The 19,585-nt window shown below is 70.1% G+C and carries 22 protein-coding genes; 10 read left to right on the top strand and 12 right to left on the bottom strand.

The window, feature by feature from the left end:
• Positions 1-91: 91 nt before the first annotated feature.
• The 4 genes from ACFY2X_RS12285 (at position 92) to ACFY2X_RS12270 (ending at position 2,806) form a co-directional block, all read left to right on the top strand.
• Complete coding sequence (locus ACFY2X_RS12285; RefSeq protein WP_389936458.1) at positions 92-388, top strand: putative quinol monooxygenase; 297 nt, start codon at positions 92-94, stop codon at positions 386-388.
• A gap of 151 nt (positions 389-539) precedes the next feature.
• On the top strand, positions 540-1,337 hold the full coding sequence (locus tag ACFY2X_RS12280; RefSeq protein WP_389936455.1) for a MerR family transcriptional regulator: 798 nt from the start codon (positions 540-542) through the stop codon (positions 1,335-1,337).
• Positions 1,337-2,188 (top strand): hypothetical protein, encoded by an 852-nt coding sequence (locus ACFY2X_RS12275; protein ID WP_389936840.1) that lies wholly within the window; start codon positions 1,337-1,339, stop codon positions 2,186-2,188. The genes ACFY2X_RS12280 and ACFY2X_RS12275 overlap by 1 nt, the downstream gene beginning before the upstream one ends.
• A gap of 123 nt (positions 2,189-2,311) precedes the next feature.
• Entirely contained in the window at positions 2,312-2,806 is a 495-nt protein-coding gene (locus ACFY2X_RS12270; RefSeq protein ID WP_389936452.1) for an FBP domain-containing protein, read from the top strand.
• 41 nt (positions 2,807-2,847) lie between these two features.
• Here ACFY2X_RS12270 and ACFY2X_RS12265 read toward each other — a convergent pair whose 3' ends face one another.
• From ACFY2X_RS12265 to ACFY2X_RS12255, 3 genes are read right to left on the bottom strand one after another with little or no spacing between them, the layout of a single operon-like run.
• The gene (locus ACFY2X_RS12265) at positions 2,848-3,312 is read right to left on the bottom strand and encodes a DUF6113 family protein (protein ID WP_389936449.1); all 465 of its coding nucleotides are present in this window, start codon (positions 3,310-3,312) and stop codon (positions 2,848-2,850) included.
• A gap of 5 nt (positions 3,313-3,317) precedes the next feature.
• Entirely contained in the window at positions 3,318-4,226 is a 909-nt protein-coding gene (gene mshB / locus ACFY2X_RS12260; protein ID WP_389936446.1) for an N-acetyl-1-D-myo-inositol-2-amino-2-deoxy-alpha-D-glucopyranoside deacetylase, read from the bottom strand.
• Positions 4,223-5,686 (bottom strand): hypothetical protein, encoded by a 1,464-nt coding sequence (locus ACFY2X_RS12255; RefSeq protein WP_389936443.1) that lies wholly within the window; start codon positions 5,684-5,686, stop codon positions 4,223-4,225. Before ACFY2X_RS12255 ends, mshB begins: the two co-directional genes overlap by 4 nt.
• 86 nt (positions 5,687-5,772) lie before the next feature.
• Here ACFY2X_RS12255 and ACFY2X_RS12250 point away from each other — a divergent pair, with 86 nt between their 5' ends.
• Positions 5,773-7,839 (top strand): prolyl oligopeptidase family serine peptidase, encoded by a 2,067-nt coding sequence (locus ACFY2X_RS12250; protein WP_389936440.1) that lies wholly within the window; start codon positions 5,773-5,775, stop codon positions 7,837-7,839.
• 92 nt (positions 7,840-7,931) lie between these two features.
• Here ACFY2X_RS12250 and ACFY2X_RS12245 read toward each other — a convergent pair whose 3' ends face one another.
• Positions 7,932-9,677 (bottom strand): ABC transporter ATP-binding protein, encoded by a 1,746-nt coding sequence (locus ACFY2X_RS12245; RefSeq protein ID WP_389936437.1) that lies wholly within the window; start codon positions 9,675-9,677, stop codon positions 7,932-7,934.
• Between the two features lie 67 nt (positions 9,678-9,744).
• A complete protein-coding gene (locus ACFY2X_RS12240; protein WP_389936434.1) occupies positions 9,745-11,436 on the bottom strand; it encodes an ABC transporter transmembrane domain-containing protein in 1,692 nt (563 codons plus the stop codon).
• Positions 11,437-11,544: 108 nt separating this feature from the next.
• On the opposite strand from ACFY2X_RS12240, the gene ACFY2X_RS12235 reads away from it, so the two are divergent.
• Both ACFY2X_RS12235 and ACFY2X_RS12230 read left to right on the top strand, forming a co-directional pair.
• Positions 11,545-11,778: an RNA polymerase subunit sigma-70 gene (locus ACFY2X_RS12235; protein WP_389936431.1), complete on the top strand. Its 234-nt coding sequence runs from the start codon at positions 11,545-11,547 to the stop codon at positions 11,776-11,778.
• A gap of 1 nt (position 11,779) precedes the next feature.
• On the top strand, positions 11,780-12,358 hold the full coding sequence (locus ACFY2X_RS12230) for a Clp protease N-terminal domain-containing protein (protein ID WP_389936428.1): 579 nt from the start codon (positions 11,780-11,782) through the stop codon (positions 12,356-12,358).
• On the opposite strand, the gene ACFY2X_RS12225 is transcribed toward ACFY2X_RS12230, so the two are convergent.
• The 6 genes from ACFY2X_RS12225 to ACFY2X_RS12200 form a co-directional block, all read right to left on the bottom strand.
• Positions 12,355-12,492 carry a hypothetical protein gene (locus ACFY2X_RS12225; RefSeq protein WP_389936425.1) on the bottom strand — a complete coding sequence of 46 codons (138 nt, stop codon included), beginning with the start codon at positions 12,490-12,492 and terminating at the stop codon, positions 12,355-12,357. The two genes, ACFY2X_RS12230 and ACFY2X_RS12225, sit on opposite strands and share 4 nt — an antisense overlap.
• The gene (locus ACFY2X_RS12220) at positions 12,489-13,238 is read right to left on the bottom strand and encodes an ATP-binding cassette domain-containing protein (RefSeq protein WP_389936422.1); all 750 of its coding nucleotides are present in this window, start codon (positions 13,236-13,238) and stop codon (positions 12,489-12,491) included. Before ACFY2X_RS12220 ends, ACFY2X_RS12225 begins: the two co-directional genes overlap by 4 nt.
• Positions 13,239-13,297: 59 nt before the next feature.
• Positions 13,298-14,320 (bottom strand): ArsR/SmtB family transcription factor, encoded by a 1,023-nt coding sequence (locus ACFY2X_RS12215; RefSeq protein WP_389936419.1) that lies wholly within the window; start codon positions 14,318-14,320, stop codon positions 13,298-13,300.
• Between the two features lie 201 nt (positions 14,321-14,521).
• On the bottom strand, positions 14,522-15,436 hold the full coding sequence (locus tag ACFY2X_RS12210; protein ID WP_389936417.1) for an alpha/beta fold hydrolase: 915 nt from the start codon (positions 15,434-15,436) through the stop codon (positions 14,522-14,524).
• Between the two features lie 31 nt (positions 15,437-15,467).
• Positions 15,468-16,130 carry a TetR/AcrR family transcriptional regulator gene (locus tag ACFY2X_RS12205; protein WP_389936414.1) on the bottom strand — a complete coding sequence of 221 codons (663 nt, stop codon included), beginning with the start codon at positions 16,128-16,130 and terminating at the stop codon, positions 15,468-15,470.
• Between the two features lie 268 nt (positions 16,131-16,398).
• Positions 16,399-16,824 (bottom strand): MarR family winged helix-turn-helix transcriptional regulator, encoded by a 426-nt coding sequence (locus tag ACFY2X_RS12200; RefSeq protein ID WP_389936411.1) that lies wholly within the window; start codon positions 16,822-16,824, stop codon positions 16,399-16,401.
• Positions 16,825-16,915: 91 nt separating this feature from the next.
• On the opposite strand from ACFY2X_RS12200, the gene ACFY2X_RS12195 reads away from it, so the two are divergent.
• Positions 16,916-17,647 (top strand): SDR family NAD(P)-dependent oxidoreductase, encoded by a 732-nt coding sequence (locus ACFY2X_RS12195; protein WP_389936408.1) that lies wholly within the window; start codon positions 16,916-16,918, stop codon positions 17,645-17,647.
• Between the two features lie 80 nt (positions 17,648-17,727).
• On the opposite strand, the gene ACFY2X_RS12190 is transcribed toward ACFY2X_RS12195, so the two are convergent.
• Positions 17,728-18,033, bottom strand: coding sequence for a transposase (locus tag ACFY2X_RS12190; RefSeq protein ID WP_389936405.1), 306 nt, complete (start codon positions 18,031-18,033; stop codon positions 17,728-17,730).
• 565 nt (positions 18,034-18,598) lie between these two features.
• Between ACFY2X_RS12190 and ACFY2X_RS12185 the strand changes: the two genes are divergently transcribed.
• Positions 18,599-19,054, top strand: a complete 456-nt coding sequence (locus ACFY2X_RS12185) for a hypothetical protein (protein ID WP_389936403.1) — start codon at positions 18,599-18,601, stop codon at positions 19,052-19,054.
• Complete coding sequence (locus tag ACFY2X_RS12180) at positions 19,041-19,562, top strand: DUF3995 domain-containing protein (RefSeq protein ID WP_389936400.1); 522 nt, start codon at positions 19,041-19,043, stop codon at positions 19,560-19,562. Before ACFY2X_RS12185 ends, ACFY2X_RS12180 begins: the two co-directional genes overlap by 14 nt.
• The last annotated feature ends 23 nt before the right edge of the window (positions 19,563-19,585 follow it).

Genomic DNA, 19,585 nt, shown 5'->3' with positions numbered 1-19,585 from the left:
TCGCGACACTGGGAGGCCGCCGGGCGCGGCACTAGGTTCGCAGGTGTCCCGGATGGCAGGGACGACGGAACAGAGATACGGAGCGACTTTCATGAACATCGGTCTCCTGGCCCGGATCGAAGCCAAGCCCGAGTACGCCGACAAGGTCGAGGCCTTGCTGCGCGAGGCGCTCCGGCTCGCCGAGGAGGAGGAGCACACCGTCACCTGGTTCGCCTTCAAAGAAGACGCCACCACCTTCGGGGTCTTCGACACCTTCGAGGACGAGCAGGGACGCACCGGCCACCTGCAGGGCCGGATCGCCGCGGCGCTGATGGAGGCGGCGGAGACCATGCTGAGCAAGGCTCCGGACATCCACCCCGTGGATCTCCTGGCGGTCAAGCTTCCCTGATCCCGCCCGCCACCGGCCGGAGGCTCAGCCTGTCGCTGACCTCCGGCCTTCACGTTCACGCAACCTGCCCGGTCGCCGTAACCTGCCCGGTCGTCCTGCCGGGCGGATGACGGTTTGACCTTGCCGTAACGTCAACGTTTCTAATGAGGGCATGCGGATCGGCGAACTCGCCGCGCTGGCCGGGGTGTCCACCCGGACCGTGCGCCACTACCACCACCTGGGACTCCTTCCCGAGCCGGTACGGCTGGCCAACGGCTATCGGGACTACCGGCTGCGTGACGCGGTGATCCTCGCCCGCGTACGGCGCCTGGCCGAGCTGGGCCTGTCGCTGGACGAGATCCGTGACGTGCTAGCCGACGACCAGGGCCGGGAACTGCGTGAAGTGCTCCTGGAGCTGGACGCCGACCTGGCCAGGCAGCAGGAGGCGATCGGCGCCAGACGAAACCGGCTGGCCATGCTGCTGGCGGAGGCGGATCCGCATCCCGACTCGTTGGTGTCTCCCGACATGGCGGCGGTGCTGCGCGACCTCCCCGTCGAGGGCTCCAAGTTCGCCGAGCTCGACCGCGAGCTGCTGGTGCTGGTGGACAGCATGGCCGACCCGGCGGGCCGGGCCCGGATGCTCGACCTGATGCGCCCGCTCACCGAGCCTGACGCGCTCGCACGGGGACACGCCCTCTACAAACGACTCGACGAGCTCGCCGGCGCGGACCCCGGCGATCCTCGCGTCGCCACGCTCGCCACCGACCTTGTCGCCCACATCCCCGACGAGATGGCGGCGGCGATGGTCGCGAGTCTGGATTCGTCCCCCGGCCACGCGCGCCCGCCCGGACCCGCCTCGGCGGAGAACACCGATGGCGGGCAGTGGCTGGAGGCGATGTTCACCGAGATGTCCTCCGCCCAAGGCGAAGTGTTCCGGCTGGTCATGATCATGCTGAAGGAGAGAACGTGATGCTCGGGATCGCGCGCGGCGCGCTGTCCGCCATGGTTCCCGTGGAACTGCTGCTCGTGATCCTGCTGGCGTCAGGGGTGTCACTGCCCGGCTGGGTGATCGTGGTGGCCGAGCTGGCCGCCGCGTCGGTGTTCGTCCTGGAAACGGTGACCGTCTACCGGCTGTTTCGAGCCGAGCGGCGGGGCGGTGCGGATCGGCGGACGGCGCTGCGGGCGGCCGTCGACCGGCTGGTGCCGGAGCGGGTGCGCAGGATCATGGATTTCGACCTGAAGGGCATGGTCAGCCTCGTCCTGTGGATCACGCGCCGCCGGGACGGCGTGCCGCCCGGGGCCACCGCCGCCTCCTACTCCCGCGCGCAGACCTCCACGATGACGATGTTCCTGTTCATGATGATCGTGGAGCTGGTGGGCGTGGAGATCCTGCTGCGGGCGTTCGGCGCACCGGCCGGCCTGCGCACCCTGATCCTGGTGGTCGACGCCTACGGGATCCTGTTCGCGCTCGCGGTCATCGCCGCCTGCGTCACCCGGCCCCACGTCGTCTCCCCCGGGGAACTGCGCATCCGCTACGGCGCGTTCTTCGACCTGCGCGTCCCCCGCGACCTGATCTCTTCGGTACGGCTGTCGCGCAACTACAACGAGTCCGGCATGATCACACTGACGGACGGGCGGCTCGGTGTGGCGGTGTCCTCCCAGACCAACGTGGTCGTCGAGCTGACCGAACCGGTCACCGTCGTCCGCCCCCTCGGCAGCCGCGCCGAAGCCACCGCGATCCGTTTCTTCACCGACGATCCGGACGCCACCCTGCAGGCCCTTCGGCACCGCGAGGATCCGCGGGCCAGTTCTCCAGTGTGAAGTGGAGGGCCGATTCCGTCAGGCGCTCCGCCGTCAGTCCCGCACGAGCCATCCGCCACGCCACGTTTCCTAGCATCAATATTCAGTTGCCTAATATATCTAGGATATGTAGCGTTCGGCGCCATGAAAGCACTGAACGAGCAAGAACTCCGCGCGTCGTTCGTCAACTGCTCCAAGGGGGAGGCCAAACGGCTGGCGATCCCGCGGGACCTGGACGAGCAGCCCTGGGACGACCTGGACTTCCTGGGATGGCGCGACCCCGGCGCGCCCGATCGCGCCTACCTCGTCACCGAGCACGGCGGCGAGGTCGTCGGCGTGGCGCTCCGGCGCTCCGCCCAGCAGCGCGGATACCTCCATCGCGGCATGTGCTCCCTGTGCCTGACCACGCACCCCGGCGATGGGGTCTCCCTGATGACCGCCCGGAGAGCGGGTCAGGCCGGCCGGGACAGCAACTCGGTCGGCGTGTACGTGTGCACCGACCTCGCCTGCTCCCTGTACGTACGCGGTAAGAAGATCCCCGACCTGGGAGGACGTCTTGAGGAGTCCCTGACCGTGGAGGAGCAGATCGACCGCACCAGGATCAAGCTGTTCGCCTTCCTGGACAAGGTCCTGACGTGAGCCGGGGAGGCGCCCGGAGCCGGCGGTGCGGGAGCGCCTGATCACCGGTCCATGGGCGAATGCGGCTCCGCCGGGCGGGGGCCGAACGAGTGCTGGGTGAGCAGCCACGATCCGCCCGCGGCCGAAGGGGTGAGGAAGACCGCCGTCATGAGTGCGGCCAGGCCGCCGTAGAGGTAGAAGTAGCCGGACAGGTCGTTGGCGATGACGACGTCACCCTCCGGGCGGCTGCCCAGCCAGACCAACGTGGTGACCATCCAGCCCGCGGCGGGCACGAGGGCGGCCAGTTTGCCTCCCATCATGCGCCCGGCGCCCCAGCTGACGGCGAACAGCACGGCGACGCAGCCGATGGCCGAGATCGGAACGGGCCACAGGTACCACGAGTGCTGGAAGCCCCCGACGACGCCCATCACGAGGCCGAGCACGACGAGCACGGCGTACGTCACCGCGGTGATCGCCGCCGCCGCCTGCGGTCTCTCGACCTCCTGGGCCTGCTCCATCACAACCATCGAGGCTAGCCGATCCCCGCGAAGAGATCGTCTTCGCGCTTGTACGGCTCGCCGAGCCCTCCCACCTCGACCGGCGCCCCCGGCCGGGCGGGTCCCGGCATCCCGGAACGCAAAATGAAGTGCTCCACCCCCAGCGCCTCCTGGCCGATGTTGTTGGACAGGGCGAACCAGGGTGCGTCCACGCTGATCTGGGTGGCGTGCGCCCGCATCGCGTCGAGCTTCCGGCCGAGGTAGGGGCGGGCGTCGACCTCGGTGGTGATGTCCTCGTCCGCGCAGCCGAACGGCAGGTCGTCGACGCTGTCCTCGGCGAGGAACGTCACGTCGGCCTCGCTCATCGCCTCGGCGGACTGGCGCATCGTGGACTTGGCCAGGGCGGTGAAGTAGAACTTGGCGATCCGCCACGGCTCGCCCTCGCCGAACGCCGGGTCGGCGGCCAGCGCGAAGGCCCGCCAGGAGACGCGGTGGGCCTGGATGTGGTCGGGGTGGCCGTAGAAGCCGTTCTCGTCGTAGGTGACGAGGACCTGGGGCCGCACCTCCCGGATGACCTTGACCAGTTCCCCGGCGGCCTCGTCCAGGTCGGCCTGCCAGAAGGCGTCGCCGCGGTGGTTGGAGGCGGCGCCCATCATCCCGGAGTCGCGCCAGCGGCCCGCGCCGCCGAGGAAGCGGTGGTCGGTGACGCCGAGGGCCTCGCAGGCCGCGGCGAGTTCGCCGATGCGGTGTTCGCCAAGGGTGTCGTCGTGGTCCGCGGCCAGGTGGGCCAGCTCCGGCGGAATGACCTCCCCCTCTTCGCCGAGGGTGCACGTCACCAGCGTGACGTGGGCCCCCTCGGCGGCGTATTTGGCCATGGTCGCCCCACTGCCGATCGTCTCGTCGTCGGGGTGGGCGTGCACGAGCAGCAGGCGCCGGTCAGTCATGCATCAGAGGGTATCCGGGAGCGTGTGTAGAGGGTGATGCGGACCGCCCCGGATATCCAGGTCCGCCAGGGCTTGAAGTCCCTTTTGAGCGCCCTCAGCCGGGGTTCCTCCCGCCATTCGGCGTCGCGGATGCGCCGTGAGACCAGCCACACCCGGTCGGAGTCCGGTCCCAGGGCCTTCAGCCTGCGGTACGGCTCGCCGTAGACGACGACGAACAGCCGGAAGCGCTCGGGCATGTAGAGGACGGCGTCGCCGGGCCGCTCGCGGGCGGCCAGCGTGGCGGCGAGGCCCCGCAGGTCGTCGGGGCGGTTGGCGGGCCCGCGGATGGTGAGGTGGGCGCTCACCGAGAGCGCCGCGAGGACCGCGAGAACCGCCCAGCTCGCCGGGGTACGGCGAAGCGCGGCCAGGCCGGCCCCGGCCAGCAGCGCGACGGCCGGGAGCACGAACATGACGTAGCGCGGGTTGTAGACCGGATGCACCTGGGAGATGAGGAAGGACGACGCCACCGGGAGGAGTGCCCAGGGCACCGCCACCGCCACCAGGGACGGCGTTCTCACCGCGCGGGGCTCCGCTCCCTCCCCGTGTCCGGCCCCGCCTTCCCTCGCGCCGATTCCGTCGTCCGCCCCCGCACCCGGCCGTGCGGCGGTCCCCGCGCCCGGCCGCGTGCCGTACCACACCCCGAGCAGAGTGAGGACGACGAGGAGGGCGAGGAACAGCGCCGGCAGAACCGAGGACTGCCACGACACCGGGCCGCCCGCCACCTCCACCCCGAACTGCCCCAACTCGGCGAGACCGGGCACCTTCAGCCAGAAGAGCTGCTCGTCACGCTGCCCGGAGGCGATCAGCACGAGCGGCGTGAGCAGCGCCCCGGCCCCGGTCACCGCCGCCAGCCACGGGATGATCTCTTCACGCCTGCGGGCGACGACGAGGGCGTGGGCGGGCAGCAGGAGCAACGCGTAGAGGTGGAAGCATCCGAGCAGCGCGACCAGCAGGCCGTACCCGGCGTATCGCCACCGGCGCTCGCCGAGCAGGATCCATGTGGCGGCGACCGCAACCGTGCTGACCAGGGCATAGCTCCGCGCCTCCTGGCCGTAGCGGCTGACCATGGGCAGCAGCGCGTAGACCAGCCCGGCGAACAGCCCCACCTGCGGCGTGGCGAGCCTGCGCCCGATGGCCGCCACCCCGAACGTCGCCCCGGCGACCGCCAGCGCCGAGGGCAGCCGGGCGGCGGCCTCCCCGCCGAACGCGGCGAACGGCCTGAGAATCAGGTAGTACAGCGCGTGCACGGCGTCGATGTCGTCGAGCAGCCGCCCCAGCTCGTCGAACGACATGGTCGCGGCCATCACGCTCACCGACTCGTCCCGCCAGAACGACGGGATGCCGATCCCCCAGAGCACGAACACGAACGCCAGTGCGGCAGGCGTTCCTGGAGAGCGGGCGATTCGCGCAGCAAACGTCACTTGCCCAATTTTCTTCTACAACACCCGCCACTCAAGCCATCCCCAGAAGAGCGGGGGCGCCACCGGCAACTGGCAAGATGACTGGTATGAGTGAGAGCTTCCCTCGTCTGCATGCCAGAACCCGCCGGTTCACCCTGGGAGTGCCGCGCGGCTTCACCATCGCTCCGGACGGTTCGCACATCGTGTTCCTGCGGACGAAGGGCGGCTCCGACCCGGTCACCTGCCTGTGGGAGTTCGACGTCGCCAGCGGCCAGGAGCGGCTGATCGCCGACCCGCGGGTCATCGCCGCCGGCGAGGACGGCGAGGATCTTCCGCCCGAGGAGCGGGCGCGCCGCGAGCGCAGCCGGGAACAGGCGGGCGGCATCGTCGGCTACAGCACCGACACCGCGGTGACCACGGCGGCGTTCACGCTCTCCGGCAACCTCTACGTCATCGACCTGAAGACCAGGAGCGCGCGCCGGTTGCAGACGCCCGGCCAGGTGATCGACCCGCGGGTCTCCCCCGACGGCGTCTACGTCGGCTACGTGAGCGGCGGCGCGTTCCACATCCACGACCTTGAGGACGAGGTCGACCACGTGCTGGCCCGCCCCGAGTCGCCCGAGGTGACGTACGGCCTGGCCGAGTTCATCGCCGCCGAGGAACTGAATCGCATGCGCGGCTACTGGTGGTCGCCCTCCGGCGACGCGGTGCTGGTCGCGCGGGTCGACGAGTCCCCGGTCGCGAAGTGGCACATCGCCGACCCGGCCAACCCCTCCCGCTCCGCCTCCGAACAGCGCTATCCCGCCGCCGGAACGGCGAACGCCAAGGTCGAGCTCTTCGTCCTGACCGTGGACGGCTCCCGCACCCCCGTCCCCTTCGACGACGAATACCTGGTCACCGCCTCCTGGGACACCCACGGCCTGACGATCGTCACCATGCCGCGCGACCAGAAGACCATGCGCCTGCTCGACGTCGACCCCGCCACCGGGACCTCCACGGTCGTCCGCGAGGACACCGACCCCGCCTGGATCGACGTCGTCCCCGGCGTTCCCGGCCGCCTGTCCGACGGCACCCTGGTCTGGGCCGCCAGCTCGGAGGGCGGCCACCGCCTGATCATCGGCGACCGGCCGGTCACCCCGGCCACGCTCCAGGTCCGCGAGATCCTCGACATCGACGGCGACGCCGTGCTCTTCCGCGCCAGCGGCGAGCCCACGGAGATCGCCCTGTGGGCCTACAAGGACGGCCGGATCACGCTGGTCAGCCCGGCCGAGAGCGGCGTCTACAGCGGCCACACCGCCGGCGGCACCCTGATCGTCACCGGCCAGACCCTCGGCAGCGAGGGGTCCGTGACGCGTGTCTCCCATCACGGCACGGCCCGCGGCCACATCGCCTCCCACGCCGAACGCCCCGGTCTGGACCTGCGTGTCTCCCTGGTCCGCGCGGGCAAGCGCGACCTGTCCACCGCCGTGCTCTTCCCCTCGGGACACGTGCCCGGCTCGGCGAAGCTGCCGGTTCTCATGGACCCGTACGGCGGGCCGCACGCCCAGCGTGTCCTCGCCGCCTCCGGGGCCTACCTGACCAGCCAGTGGTTCGCCGACCAGGGCTTCGCGGTGGTCGTGGCCGACGGCCGCGGCACCCCGGGACGCGGACCGGAGTTCGAGCGGGCCGTCCTTCACGATCTGGCCACGCCGCCCCTCGAAGACCAGATCGACGCCCTCCACGGCGCCGCCGCGCAATTCCCCGACGACCTCGACCTGTCCCGGGTCGGCATCCGCGGCTGGTCCTTCGGCGGCTTCCTGGCCGCCCTGGCCGTGCTCCGCCGCCCCGACGTCTTCCACGCGGCCATCGCCGGGGCCCCGGTGACCGACTGGCGCCTCTACGACACCTGCTACACCGAGCGCTACCTCGGCCACCCCGACGCGGGTCACTACGACTCCTCGTCGCTGTTCGCCGACGCCGAGAAGCTGGACCGGCCTCTCCTGCTGATCCACGGTCTGGCCGACGACAACGTGGTCGCCGCCCACACGCTGCGCCTGTCGTCCGCGCTCCTGGCGGCGGGCCGCCCGCACAACGTCCTGCCGCTGTCCGGGGTCACCCACATGACCCCTCAGGAGGTCGTGGCGGAGAACCTGCTCCTGCTCCAGGTCGACTTCCTGAAGAAGGCCTTGTCCTGAACCGGCGGGCCCCGGAGCCGGTTCCGGCTCCGGGGCTCGCGCTTCCGCCGGTCCCGGGCGTCCGTCGCGATGGCGTGCCACCGCGACGGCCGTCACTTCGGGGTGCCGTGCCAGCTGCTCCACAGGGCCGCGTAGGAGCCTTCGGCGGCGACGAGCTCGTCATGGGAGCCGAGCTCGCTGATCCGGCCGTCCTCGACCACCGCGACCCGGTCGGCGTCGTGCGCCGTGTAGAGGCGATGGGCGATGGCGATCACGGTACGGCCGTCGAGCACGGCGGCCAGGGACCGCTCCAGGTCGCGCGCGGCCCTGGGGTCGATCAGCGAGGTGGCCTCGTCCAGGACGAGGGTGTGCGGATCGGCCAGGACCAGGCGGGCCAGGGCCAGCTGCTGGGCCTGCGCGGCGGCGATCGACTCGCCGCCGGAGCCGACGGCCGTGTCCAGCCCGTCCGGCAGGGCCGCGACCCACTCCCAGGCGTCCACGGCGGAGAGCGCCGCGCGGACGGCGTCGTCGTCGGCGTCCGGGCGGGCGATCAGCATGTTGTCACGCACCGTTCCCCGGAACACGTGGTGTTCCTGGCTCACCAGGGCGACATGACCGCGCAGGTCGTCCAGCGGGAGTTCGACCAGAGGGGTGCCTCCCACCATGACCGAGCCTGCGCGCGGGCCGTGGATGCCCGCGAGCAGACGGCCCAGCGTGGACTTTCCGGCACCGGACGGGCCGACCATCGCCAGCCGCTCCCCCGGCTTGACCACCAGGTCGATGCCGTGCAGCACGTCGTGGCCCTCACGGTAGGCGTAGTGGACACCGGTGGCCCGCAGCTCCTTGCCGTCGGGAACGCCGGATCCGGCCTCACGGTCGTCGGGCACCTCGGCGACGCCCAGCAGCCGGGCCATGGAGGCCCCGCCGACCTGCAGCTCGTCGATCCACATGAGCAGCCGGTCGAGCGGGTCGATGAGCTGCTGCACGTACAGCGTGGCCGTGGTGACCTGGGCCAGCGAAACCCAGTCCTGGATGTAGAACACGCCGCCGACGACCAGCGTCGCCACGATCGGGACGACGTAGCCGAACTCGACCGCGGGGAACCAGGCCGTGCGCAGTCCCAGGGTGTAGCGCTCGGCCGCCCATGAGCGGGCGATGTCGGCGTCGGTACGGCGGTGCCTGCGGTCCTGCAGGTTCAGGGCCTCCACCGCCCGGGCGCCGCCGACCGTCTCGGCCAGGCCGTCGGTCATGTCGGCGTAGGCGGCGCTCTCCCGCAGGTAGCCGTCCCGGGCCCGCTTGAGGTACCACCGGGTGGAGATCCACAGGATCGGCGCCGCCAGCAGCGAGGGCAGCATGAGCAGCGGTCCCACGAGCAGCAGAGCGCCGACGGTGATCACGCAGGTGACCAGCGCGATCATCGTCTCGGGTACGGCGTGCCGTACCGTGCGCGACAGCGAGTCGACGTCCCGCGAGGTCCTGGAGATCAGGTCGCCCGACCCGGCGCGCTCCACCGTGGACAGCGGCAGGCCCAGCACCCGGTCGACGAACTCCTCGCGCAGCTCGGCGAGAACCTTCTCGCCGAGCTTGGAGGAGGCGTAGACGGCGTATCTGACCAGCACCGCCTGGGCGGCCAGGAAGCAGCCGACGGCCAGCGCCACCGTGGTGACGTCGATCCCGGAACCGTCCTCGACTCCCTGGACGAGCCGGCCCAGCAGCCACGGCACCGCCAGGCCCGCGACGGCGGCCAGGCCGTGCAGGCTCAGCGCCACCGTCAGGGCTCCGGGATACTTCAGCGTGAGCCTGCGGGCATACGCCCGGACCTGCGCCTCATCGGCGACCGGCAGAATCTGCTTGCTCATGCGATCCCCTCCCTTCTCGGCTCGGAGCCTGTGCCGGAACGCGGGCGGCGCCCGCCGGCTCGCTTGCTCAAGAGTCCTCTCCCCTGGTGACGACGGCGTTGTAGGCCGGCGCGGTGGCCAGTAGTTCCCGGTGCGTTCCCTGGGCGCGCACGCGGCCGTCCTCGACGTAGAAGACGTGATCGGTGCGGTCGAGCACCAGCGGGCTGGTCGTGCAGACCAGCGTGGCCTTCCCGGCGCGGGCCTTGGCCAGCCGGTCGGCGATGCGGGCCTCGGTGTGAGCGTCCACCGCGCTGGTGGGCTCGATGAGGACGAGCACCTCCGGGTCGGCGATCAGCGCCCTGGCCAGCCGCAGCCGCTGCTGCTGGCCGCCGGAGAACTCCCGGCCCGACTCGGCGACGTGCCCGTCGAGGCCCCCGGGCAGCGCCTCGACGATGTCCTCGGCGCACGCGGCGTACAGCGCGTCGGCGACCTTCTCTGCGGAGGCCTCACCGGCGACGTCCAGCTCGTCCCTGAGCACGCCGGCGAAGAGCCTGGCGCCGTTGTCCGCGACCAGGATCCGGCGGCGGACCTCGGCGATCGGCAGGGTGTCCAGCGGCACGTCACCGAAGTCCACGTCGCCGTCGTCGTAGCGGCCGAGCCGGTCGGCGATCGCGACGGCCTCCTCGGGCGTGGCCGCCGCGATGGCGACGAACGTTCCGGGGCGGACCGCGACCCCGGAGGCCACGTCGCGCAGCAGGCCCCCGTCGGAGCGGCCGGTGCCGCCGCTCACCTCCGGCTCCAGCGACAGGATGCGCACCACCCTGCCTGCGGCGACGTGTCCCTTGGTCAGCTTGTCGGCCGCCTCCGTGAGCGCCCGCATGGGGGCGATCAGGAAGACCGCGTAGCCGTAGAAGGCGACGAGCTGGCCCGCGGTGATCTCGCCCCGCATCGCGAAGGTCGCGCCCAGCCAGGTCACCCCGGCGATCAGCAGGCCGGGCAGCAGGATCTGCGCGCCCTCCAGCACCGACTCGACCGAGGCCACCCGCACGCCCGCGTGCCGTACCTTCTGGGATTCGGCGGTGTAGCGGTCGGCGAAGACCTGCTCGCCGCCGATGCCGCGCAGCACTCGCAGGCCCGCGACGATGTCGGCGGCCCGGGTGGACAGGTCGCCCTGCAGGTCGCGGTGGACGTGCTGGCGCTTGTGCAGCGGCCTGAGCAGGGGGCCTACCGCGGCGGCCATGAGCGGCACGCCGACCAGCACCATCAGGCCCAGCGGCAGCGAGGTCCTGATCAGGATGACGGTCACCGTGACGATGGTGACGACCGCACCGGTGCCCCGGAGCAGGATGTCCATCGCGTTGCCGATGTGGGCGATGTCGGAGTTGCCGACGCTGACGACCTCGCCGGTGGATATGCGCTTGGGCAGGGTCGCGCCCAGCCGGGTCGCCTGCCTGACGGTGACCTGGACGGTCCGGTAGGCGGCGCTCAGCCAGTTGTAGACGGCCATCCGGTGCCGCAGGATGCCCGCGAGCGCCTGCACGACGCCCAGGCCGAACAGCACCGCGGCCCAGATGAGCAGGGCCGTCATGTCCTTGGCCCTGATGGCGTCGATGCCCTTGCCCATCACCGCCGGCACCAACGCCATGGCGAGCCACCACAGGGTGGCATAGCCGATGCCGAGGAAGAGGGTGCCCGCCTGCTTGCGGGCCACCCAGCGCAGATATCGAATCGGGCTGCGGGCGTCAGGAATGCCGGGATCGGCGGCAGGTAAGGAGCGCATAGCCGTTCCAGGCTGACAAATCCCGGTCTCGCCGGGCAAACCATTTTCCGACCAACGATGCGTCAATCAGAGTTGACAAGTGTGTGGCGTCAACTTAAATTGACATACATGAGCGATACGGCACAGCTGGCCTCCGATGCGAGCAGCCGCGATCCAGCCGTCGGCCTGCGGGCCGTGCGAGCGCTGCGAATGCTGGTCGACAGGTTGGAGGCCCTTCAGGTGGAGAACGCCAGGGAGCAGGGCTGGTCCTGGCAGGAGATCGCCTACTGCCTGGAAGTCACCCGGCAGGCGGTGCACAAGAAGTACGCAGGGGGCCGCGGTCTGTTGAGGCGGGAGAAATAGCATGTTCGAACGGTTCACCCAGGAAGCCCGGCAGGTCGTGACGCTCGCGCAGGCGAACGCCCGGCGGCTTCACCACAACCAGATCGGCACCGAGCATCTCCTGCTCGGCCTGTGCGAGCAGTCGGCCACCCTGTCGGCACGTCTTCTGGCCCGGCACGGGCTCGACCACGCGGAGGCGTCCGCCGCGGTGGTTCGCATCATCGGCCCCGCACCGACCGGGGAACTGGACAGGGACGCCCTGGAGACGATCGGCATCGATCTCGACGCGATCCGGGAGAAGGTCGAAGCGGCCTTCGGCCCCGGCGCCCTCGACCGGAAACCGGAGCGAGACCACCGTGGCCGCCTCCGCAGCGGCCGTCACATCCCGTTCTCCTCCCCCGCGAAGAAAGCCCTGGAGCTCTCCCTGCGGGAGGCCATCGCCCTCAAGCACAGGCACATCGGCGACGGCCACATCCTCCTGGGTCTGCTCCGCGGGGGCGACGGCCTGGCCCGCCGCGTCCTCGACCAGGCCCGCATCGACGCCGGGACGCTGCGCCACGAGATCGTCGAGAACATCGGCCCCCACCGAGCCGCCGGCTAGAACCCGCCCCGGCGACCGACGGCCAACCGCTTGAGATGCAGGAACACGCCGACCGTCAGCGCACGCAGCACCCGCCGGCGGCGCGGGTCCCGCTTCGGCGGCGCGCCTCGGTAGGGAATCGGCCCCGCGCTCACGCGGCCACCCCCTGAGAATCATGCCCGCCGGCCGCCCGGCGCGCGGCCGACCGATCGAGACCAGCGGGCATGCCCGGCTCGGAGGGCGTGCCCAGCTCGGCGGGCGTGCCCGGTTCGATGGGCGTGCCCAGTCCGGCGGGCGTACTCAACCCGGCGGGCGGGCCCAGCTCGACGAGGCCGCCGCCGGCGAACACCGCGACCCGATCACACCGCGCGGCGTCCCGAGTGGTCAGCACCACGGTCGTGCCACGCGCCGCGATGGCGGAGACCGCGGGGCCGATCTCGATCGACGGTTCGTCGACGAAAAGCGCCTCGGGCGAACGCAGAAGGCTGCTCGCGACCCGCAGGCGAACGCGCGACTGCGGCGACCAGGCACCGGCGCCTTCGCCTCCCGAAAGGCCGACGAGATCGAGCGCCTCCTCGATCCGATCGCGCCGGTCCCGGGGCGGCACGCCGTACAGTTCGGCGAAGAAGCGCAGGTTGTCGGCGGCGGAGAGCGCGCTCCACAGGCGACCGCCGGACACCGAACCGATACAGCGACGCACCTGCCGGCGCTGCTCGACCACGTCGTAGCCGCACACCCTGGCGGTGCCACCGGCCGGAGCGAGCAGTGTGGCGAGCATCCTGATGGTGGTGGCCGCTCCCGCGCCGAACAGGCCGAAGACCTCGCCCCGCCGTACGGCGAAGCTCACTCCCCGGCCCTCGGAACGGCGCAGGTCACGAGCCACGATCACATGGTCCGTCATGGAAGGGACGGTACGCGTCCGCCTGCCGGGCGGCGATGGATTCGGCAGCCGCCGAATGCTCAGCCGAGCAGGCGCACCGCCTCCGGCGGGCCCAGCAGGTCGACCAGGGAGAGCCCGGCGGGCTCCAGGCCGTACAGCACCCGGCGGCCCGCCCTGTGGCGATGCGCGACACCAGCGGCCACCAGGACGGACAGGTGCTCGGACACGGTGCTGGGCGCGAGTCCGAGCGTCGCCGCGAGCCCGGCCGTCGTCGAGGGCCGGGGGTACAGCGCGCGCAGCACGGCGGCCCGGCCGTTGCCGAGGAGCACCGCGAGCCTGTCCTGCTCCGTCTCCTCGGGGCGTTCCCGGCCTCTGTCGGCGAGCACCACCGAGCCGCGAGCCTGGTAGGAGACGGCCACCACGTCCTCCTCCCTCGTGGAGCACATCAGGGCGCCCCGCGAGAAGATCAACGGGATCAGCAGCAGCCGCTGGTCGTCGAAGGCGAACGCGTGCTCGTGTGATCTGGCCGCCTCGGGCGGCTTGACCAACGTGAGCACGGGATACTCCCACCTGACGCGATCGTGCAGGGCCCCGAGGAGCGCGTCGGGGCCGTCGGCGGCCAGCAGCCGCGCCCGGAAGAGCATCTCCTCGTCCAGCGCGCCGCACATGGCCGGCCAGTACGGCGCCAGCGCCGCGTCCCAGTACGCCTGGAGCCCGTCCGCCAGCTCGCCAAGAGCCCGGACCGGGTCCTTGAGGAACCGGTCCAGATCAGGCGTGCTCGTCTGGACGTTCATCTCGGCGGCGATGACGTCGGGGCCGGTGGCGCGCAGGCGGTCGAGTTCCTCCTCGATCGTCGGGGACGCCGATCGGGGAATCGGTGAGAGAAAGTCGGGGAAGCGCGAGCCGAGCCGGAGGACGAGATCGACAGGCGCGGTCTCCGGAACCGTGGCCAGCACCGACCTGGCACGCGCCGCCCACCCGTCGTACGGCCAGGGCACGTACGCCCGGCGGAGCAGGAAGAGACTGCACAGCGTCTCCCAGAGCGGGCTCGTCGCGATTCTCGTCCTGGCCAGCGTGAGCTCATCCAGCTCGATCCGGATCACGCCCCGAATCTACCCATACGACGCCTCATGCCGATCGCGCACCCACCGCGAACGACGGACCGCCCCAGGCGTGCCAGGGGCTGCGCCGGGTGGGCCGCTGCGCCGAGCCCCGTTTGGACCAAGCGGCCAGAGAACCTCGTTCAAGCATGAAGAGGGCCCGGCAGATGCCGGGCCCTCCCCTGTGCCGTTCGGGGTCAGAGTTCAGAGGCCTGCGTGGTTGGTGTGCTGGAGGATCGCGGAGGCGATGAGGGGAAGCGCCGGCGTGGGCATGGTATGGCCCATCCCTTCGATGGGCACCAGGACGCTGCCGGGGATCGCCGCGGCGAGCGCCCTGCCCTGCTCGAAGGGCGCCATGAGATCCTCCGTGCCATGGATCACCAAGGTGGGGGCAGTGATGGAGCCGACGAGCTCGGAACGGTCACGTGAGGCCATCACCGCGAGGATGTGATTCTGCATGGTGTGCGCCATGTCTCCAGCTCGGGCAAACTCCTGCGCGATCATCTGGCGTGTCGCCGTCTCATCGAACGGGGTGAGGGAGCCGGTCAGGATACGAGCGAGGTCGACTCTGGCCTGGATCTGCTGTTCTTCCGTGGCGGGCGGGTCGGCGGCCTGCCGGGCGTCCCACTCGAGAAGTCGCGGATCCCGTTCGGAGCCTTGGAAGGTGCCCGTCTCGGGATCGATGGCGACCGCCGCGGACATGACAGCCGTCAGAGTGCGCACACGCCCAGGATGTTCCAAGGCGATCTCTTGCACGATCATGCCGCCCATTGAGGCTCCGACCACGTGCGCGGTCTCGATACCCAGCCCGTCGAGCAGGCCGACCGCATCATCGGCCAGGTCGGTCAGCGTGTACGGTCGCGCCTCGTAGTCGACACGCCCGGACAGGCCGGTGTCCCGGTTGTCGTAGCGAACGACGCAGTGCCCTCCAGCTCGAAGCATCTCGCACAGGTCCTCTGGCCAGGCGGTTCCCTGAGCGCCGAGACCCATCACCAGCAAAATCGCCGGGTCGGCCGGATTTCCCCTGGCCTCGCACCACAGTCGAACGCCATTGCTCTCGATCCATTGTTCCACCGCGCACCTCATCTTCATGGGCATGCTGCCGCGCACGGCACTCACGCACGCCGATCATGAAAAAAGTATAGTGCCGTTAACTTTTTGCCGGAAGCGGTGAGGAAGGAGCGGATGCTCGCATCACCGCGAGCATCTGAGCTCTCAGATGCTCGCGGACGACCGCAGTCTCTCCCCCCAGACGGGCGGCGACCACCGGGGTGACCATTCCGAGGACCGACGTGACCGCGATCTGGGCACCCAGGCCGGACAGATCGGGCCGCACCTCGACGAGCAGGGCGCCCCACTCTTCACGCAAAGTCCGCATCTGGCGATGGAGACGCCGCCGATCCTCCTCAGGCAGTCTCGACAGTTCCCCCTGCAGGATCAGCATCAACTCCTGGTTCTCCAGAGCGAAGGCCGAAAACCAGTCCACCAGCATGACCAGCCGCTCCCCCGGCTCCCGCTCTCGAGCCTCCAGCACGACACGGCTGCCTTCTTGCAACCGCTCCATCGACAACTCGATCAGAGCGATGAGAATGCCCTGCTTGCCCGCGAAGTGCCGATAGACCGCAGGCCCACTCACACCAGCCGCAGCGCCGATGTCGTCGATCCCGGTGACGTCGTAGCCGCGCTCGACGAACAGGCGGGCGGCCTGCAGCAGAATGACCCGCTTGCGCGCCCCGTGCTTGCGTCCCTTGGCGATGAGGTCCTCCAGCTCAGCCATCACTGGCCCGTCGGATCCTGTCATCATCCGCTCCATTCCAGACGTTAGTGACGCTCAACGTATCGTCGTCTGCCGTGTCCTCATGGGTTGCGGTAGCCGACGCGCATGAACTGCACGCCGGCACCAGGCTGATCCGACGAACCGACGCTCGGGACCCGCACACGGCCTTCGGTGGCGTCCGGAGTCCGGTGTGAATCGGGGGTGTGGTTCCGGCTTCATGGTGAGGTCACGCGGTGCGGTGGCGGTTCGGTGTGATCGTCTTTGCGGGCCGGTGGCGTGTTGGGGTCGGAGATGGCCGCTGAGATCAGGAACGTAGTGCCGCTGTGGCGGATTGGAGCAGGCGGACGAGGCTGTCGCGTTGGGTGCTGGGCCAGGAACTGAAGCGGGTGGTCAGGGTGGTGTTGATGGCTTGCTGGAATTGGCCGGTGACCGCCTCGCCCTGGGGGGTGAGATGGACACGGGTCATCCGGCGGTCGTTGGGGTCGGGTTGGCGGGTGAGCAGGCCGCGTCGCTGAAGCCGGTCGACCAGGCCGGTGATGTTGGTCTTGTCGCAGTGCAGCAGGGTCGCGAGCTCGCCGAAGGATGGCTGCAGATGTTGGGCGAAGCACAGTAGTTGCGCTTGCTGGGGGGTTAGTCCAAGCCGGCGGCTCGCCGTGCTGAACAGGCCGTCGATCTCCATGAAGACGCCGATCAGCGTCTCGACGAGTTCGTCATCGGGTGTGGCGGCCATGGCAGGCAGTCTACTACCTGGACAGTTGACACTCTCTACCAAATTAGTCGATGCTGTGGACTATCCATGGCATCGACCAATTGGAGAGGTTATGCGTATCGACGATCGGGTCGCAGTCGTCACCGGCGGATCGCGCGGCATCGGACGGGCTATCAGCGACCGGCTCGCCGCGGCGGGAATGCGCGTCGTCATCGGCTCCCGCGACCAGGAGACGGCCGCGCAGGCGGTGGACCAGATCAAGGACGCGGGCGGGCTGGCCACCGCGGTCCGCGCCGACATCACCCGCCCCGAGGCGGTCAAGGAGTTGTTCGATGCGGCCGAGAGCCAGTACGGCCGGGTGGATGTGTGGGTGAACAACGCGGCCACGGCGACCGCTGGGCCGCTGGCCCGCGCCACCGATGACGACTTCGACCAATACCTGCACGCCAACGTGCGGGCCACGTTCGTCGCCCTGCGCGAGGCCGCGCAGCGGATCAACGATCACGGCCGGATCATCTTGATCTCTTCCGCGCTGACCGTGTCGCCGCTGCCCGGCATGGCGCTGCTGGCCGCCGGCAAGGCCGCCGGTGACCAGCTCGCCCGTACGCTGGCCTGGGAGGTGGGCTCCAGATCCGTCACGGTCAACAGCGTCCTGCCCGGCCTGACCCGTACCGACGTCATCGACACCGTGCCCCCGCACGTCATTGACGATGCCAAGGCTCGCACACCGCTGGGCCGCCTGGGCGAACCAGCCGACATCGCCGACGTCGTCGCGTTCCTGGCCTCCGACGCCGCCCGCTGGATCACCGGCCAGACCATCAACGCCGCCGGGGGCATGATCTAACGAGTTGGCGCCGGGCCAGGGCCGGATGGCGCACAATCCTAAAGACCTTGGCCACGATCACCGGACCGTCCACGAGCTGGTTACGCGGCAGGGTAGGTGGCGCGGTAGCGGTCGATGAACTCGCTCAGGCGGTGGTCGATCAGCTCGACCAGTTGCGGACCGGGCTCGGTCTTCAGATCGCTGGTGTCGAAGACGACCCAGTAGCTGTCGCGGATCTCGGCCTGCATCCCCGCAGGAGTCTTCGCCATGACATTGCGCAGGCGATGGATCAGACATCTTTGGCGCAGCGCGGCGGGGAAGACCTGCTCGATCGCGGCGATCACCAGCGACTCCAAGGCGTGGGTCTTGGTGACGTGCTTGCCGAACGGGCGGGAGGCGGCGGACACGGTCGGTCGGTGATCCCCGTGAGGACACGGGCGTGGGTCCCTTCCTTCGAAACTTCGCAGGTCTCGAAGCTGGAACCTACGCCCGTTCCTCATTTACACCGGCTTCAGGACGCCACCCGGCCTTTCCATCAGTTGACTCTGGACCACTGTCCGTGAGCGCTTCACGGACTTTGATCCAGATTCGCAATTCGCCTACAGAACCACCTTCGATCGACGATCAGGTGTCGTAGGCCGTATCAAGGTTTATTCGTGGCTCTCGGGGACGCGGTCAGGTGGTGGGGTGGGCATCAGACGCATCACCGAAGCTGCCGCCTCACGGGTGGGCTGGAGGTGGCTCACCCGGCGCAGCCCACCATCGGCATCGCCACCACTATGGCACTACTCACCGGACCGGTCCTGCTCCACTCCAGGCCCGTGAAACCAGGTGAAGTGGGCGCTGGGTGATCTTCGGTCGACGTGTGCCTCTACTTGTATTAACTGGACAGGCCCAAAGCACCCCTATGGGGGAGGCGTCTCCCTCACAGGGGGGAGTGATGCCTTCTGCCCGGTGACTACGGTCGCGGTCATGGTTGATTCTGCTCACTCACGGCGCTGGCCTGCGTACGCGCTGGCGGTGTTGTTCCTCGGCTACGCCGCGGGGAAGGCCGCCTTCGCCCTGCAGGCTCAGCTCGGGTTTCCCGGCGGCCCGCCCGTGTCGGCTGCCGAGACGGCAAGCTACTTCCTCGACCCGGCCCGGGGGCAGTGGCTCGCGAGCGCGTCCGGCGTGCTGGGCGCGTGCGTCGCCGTCGCCACGGTCACGGCGCTGGGGCGCAAGGTGCCCAGAACGTTGATGCTGCTCGTGCTCGCCGTGATGCTGCCGGCCGTCGGCGGCGGCGCCGGGATCATGATCCTGGACGGGTTCATCGGCATCGGCGTGGGCTGGCAGTGGTACCACGGCGTCCTCGGGGTCGTCGTCATTGGGCTGTTCGTGGAGATGGCCCGGTCCTACGTGGCAGCGACGAGACGACATGTCGTGGGCTGATCGGGCGCGGGTGGGCGCGTACGGGGCGGCGGCATGCGCGGCCGCCTACGGATCGATGAAGCTCGCCCAGGCGCTGGGGGCCAATGCGCTGGCCGACAAGGACCCGCTACCCCCGGAGTTGCACGAACGGCTGCTCGCACGTGATCCGCTGTTCGTGGCGAGCCACTGGGTGCTGGCCGGCGCCGCGGTGGTCGGTGTCATCGTCGCGCTGGCCACCGTGCGGCCCTGGGGCGCGGCCGTCCCGCGCCGACTGCTGCTCATGATCACCCTGACGCTGGGGATCTTCATGATCGCCAGGTCGGTCGGAGTGCTGGGGTTCGGCTTCGTCGGCGACACGCTGCTGCTGACCGGGGTCCGCCCGCCACCGGTCGAGCACGCCACGCTGGCTCGCGACCTGGCGCACTGGGATCTGCTGCTGTGGTCGCCGTTCTTCCTGCTCTGGGGGGCATGCTGGACAGCGGCCGGATGGCGGCTGAGAGTGGCCCGTGAGGAAGCACGTGAGGGCTGAGCCTGGAACTACTCACCAGACCG

It is taken from the genome of Streptosporangium sp. NPDC000396 (genome assembly GCF_042898655.1).
In the GTDB taxonomy this organism is placed as follows: Bacteria; Actinomycetota; Actinomycetes; order Streptosporangiales; family Streptosporangiaceae; genus Streptosporangium.
The sequence above is the reverse complement of the archived record's forward strand: the minus strand, read 5'-3'. Positions and strand labels throughout refer to the sequence as shown.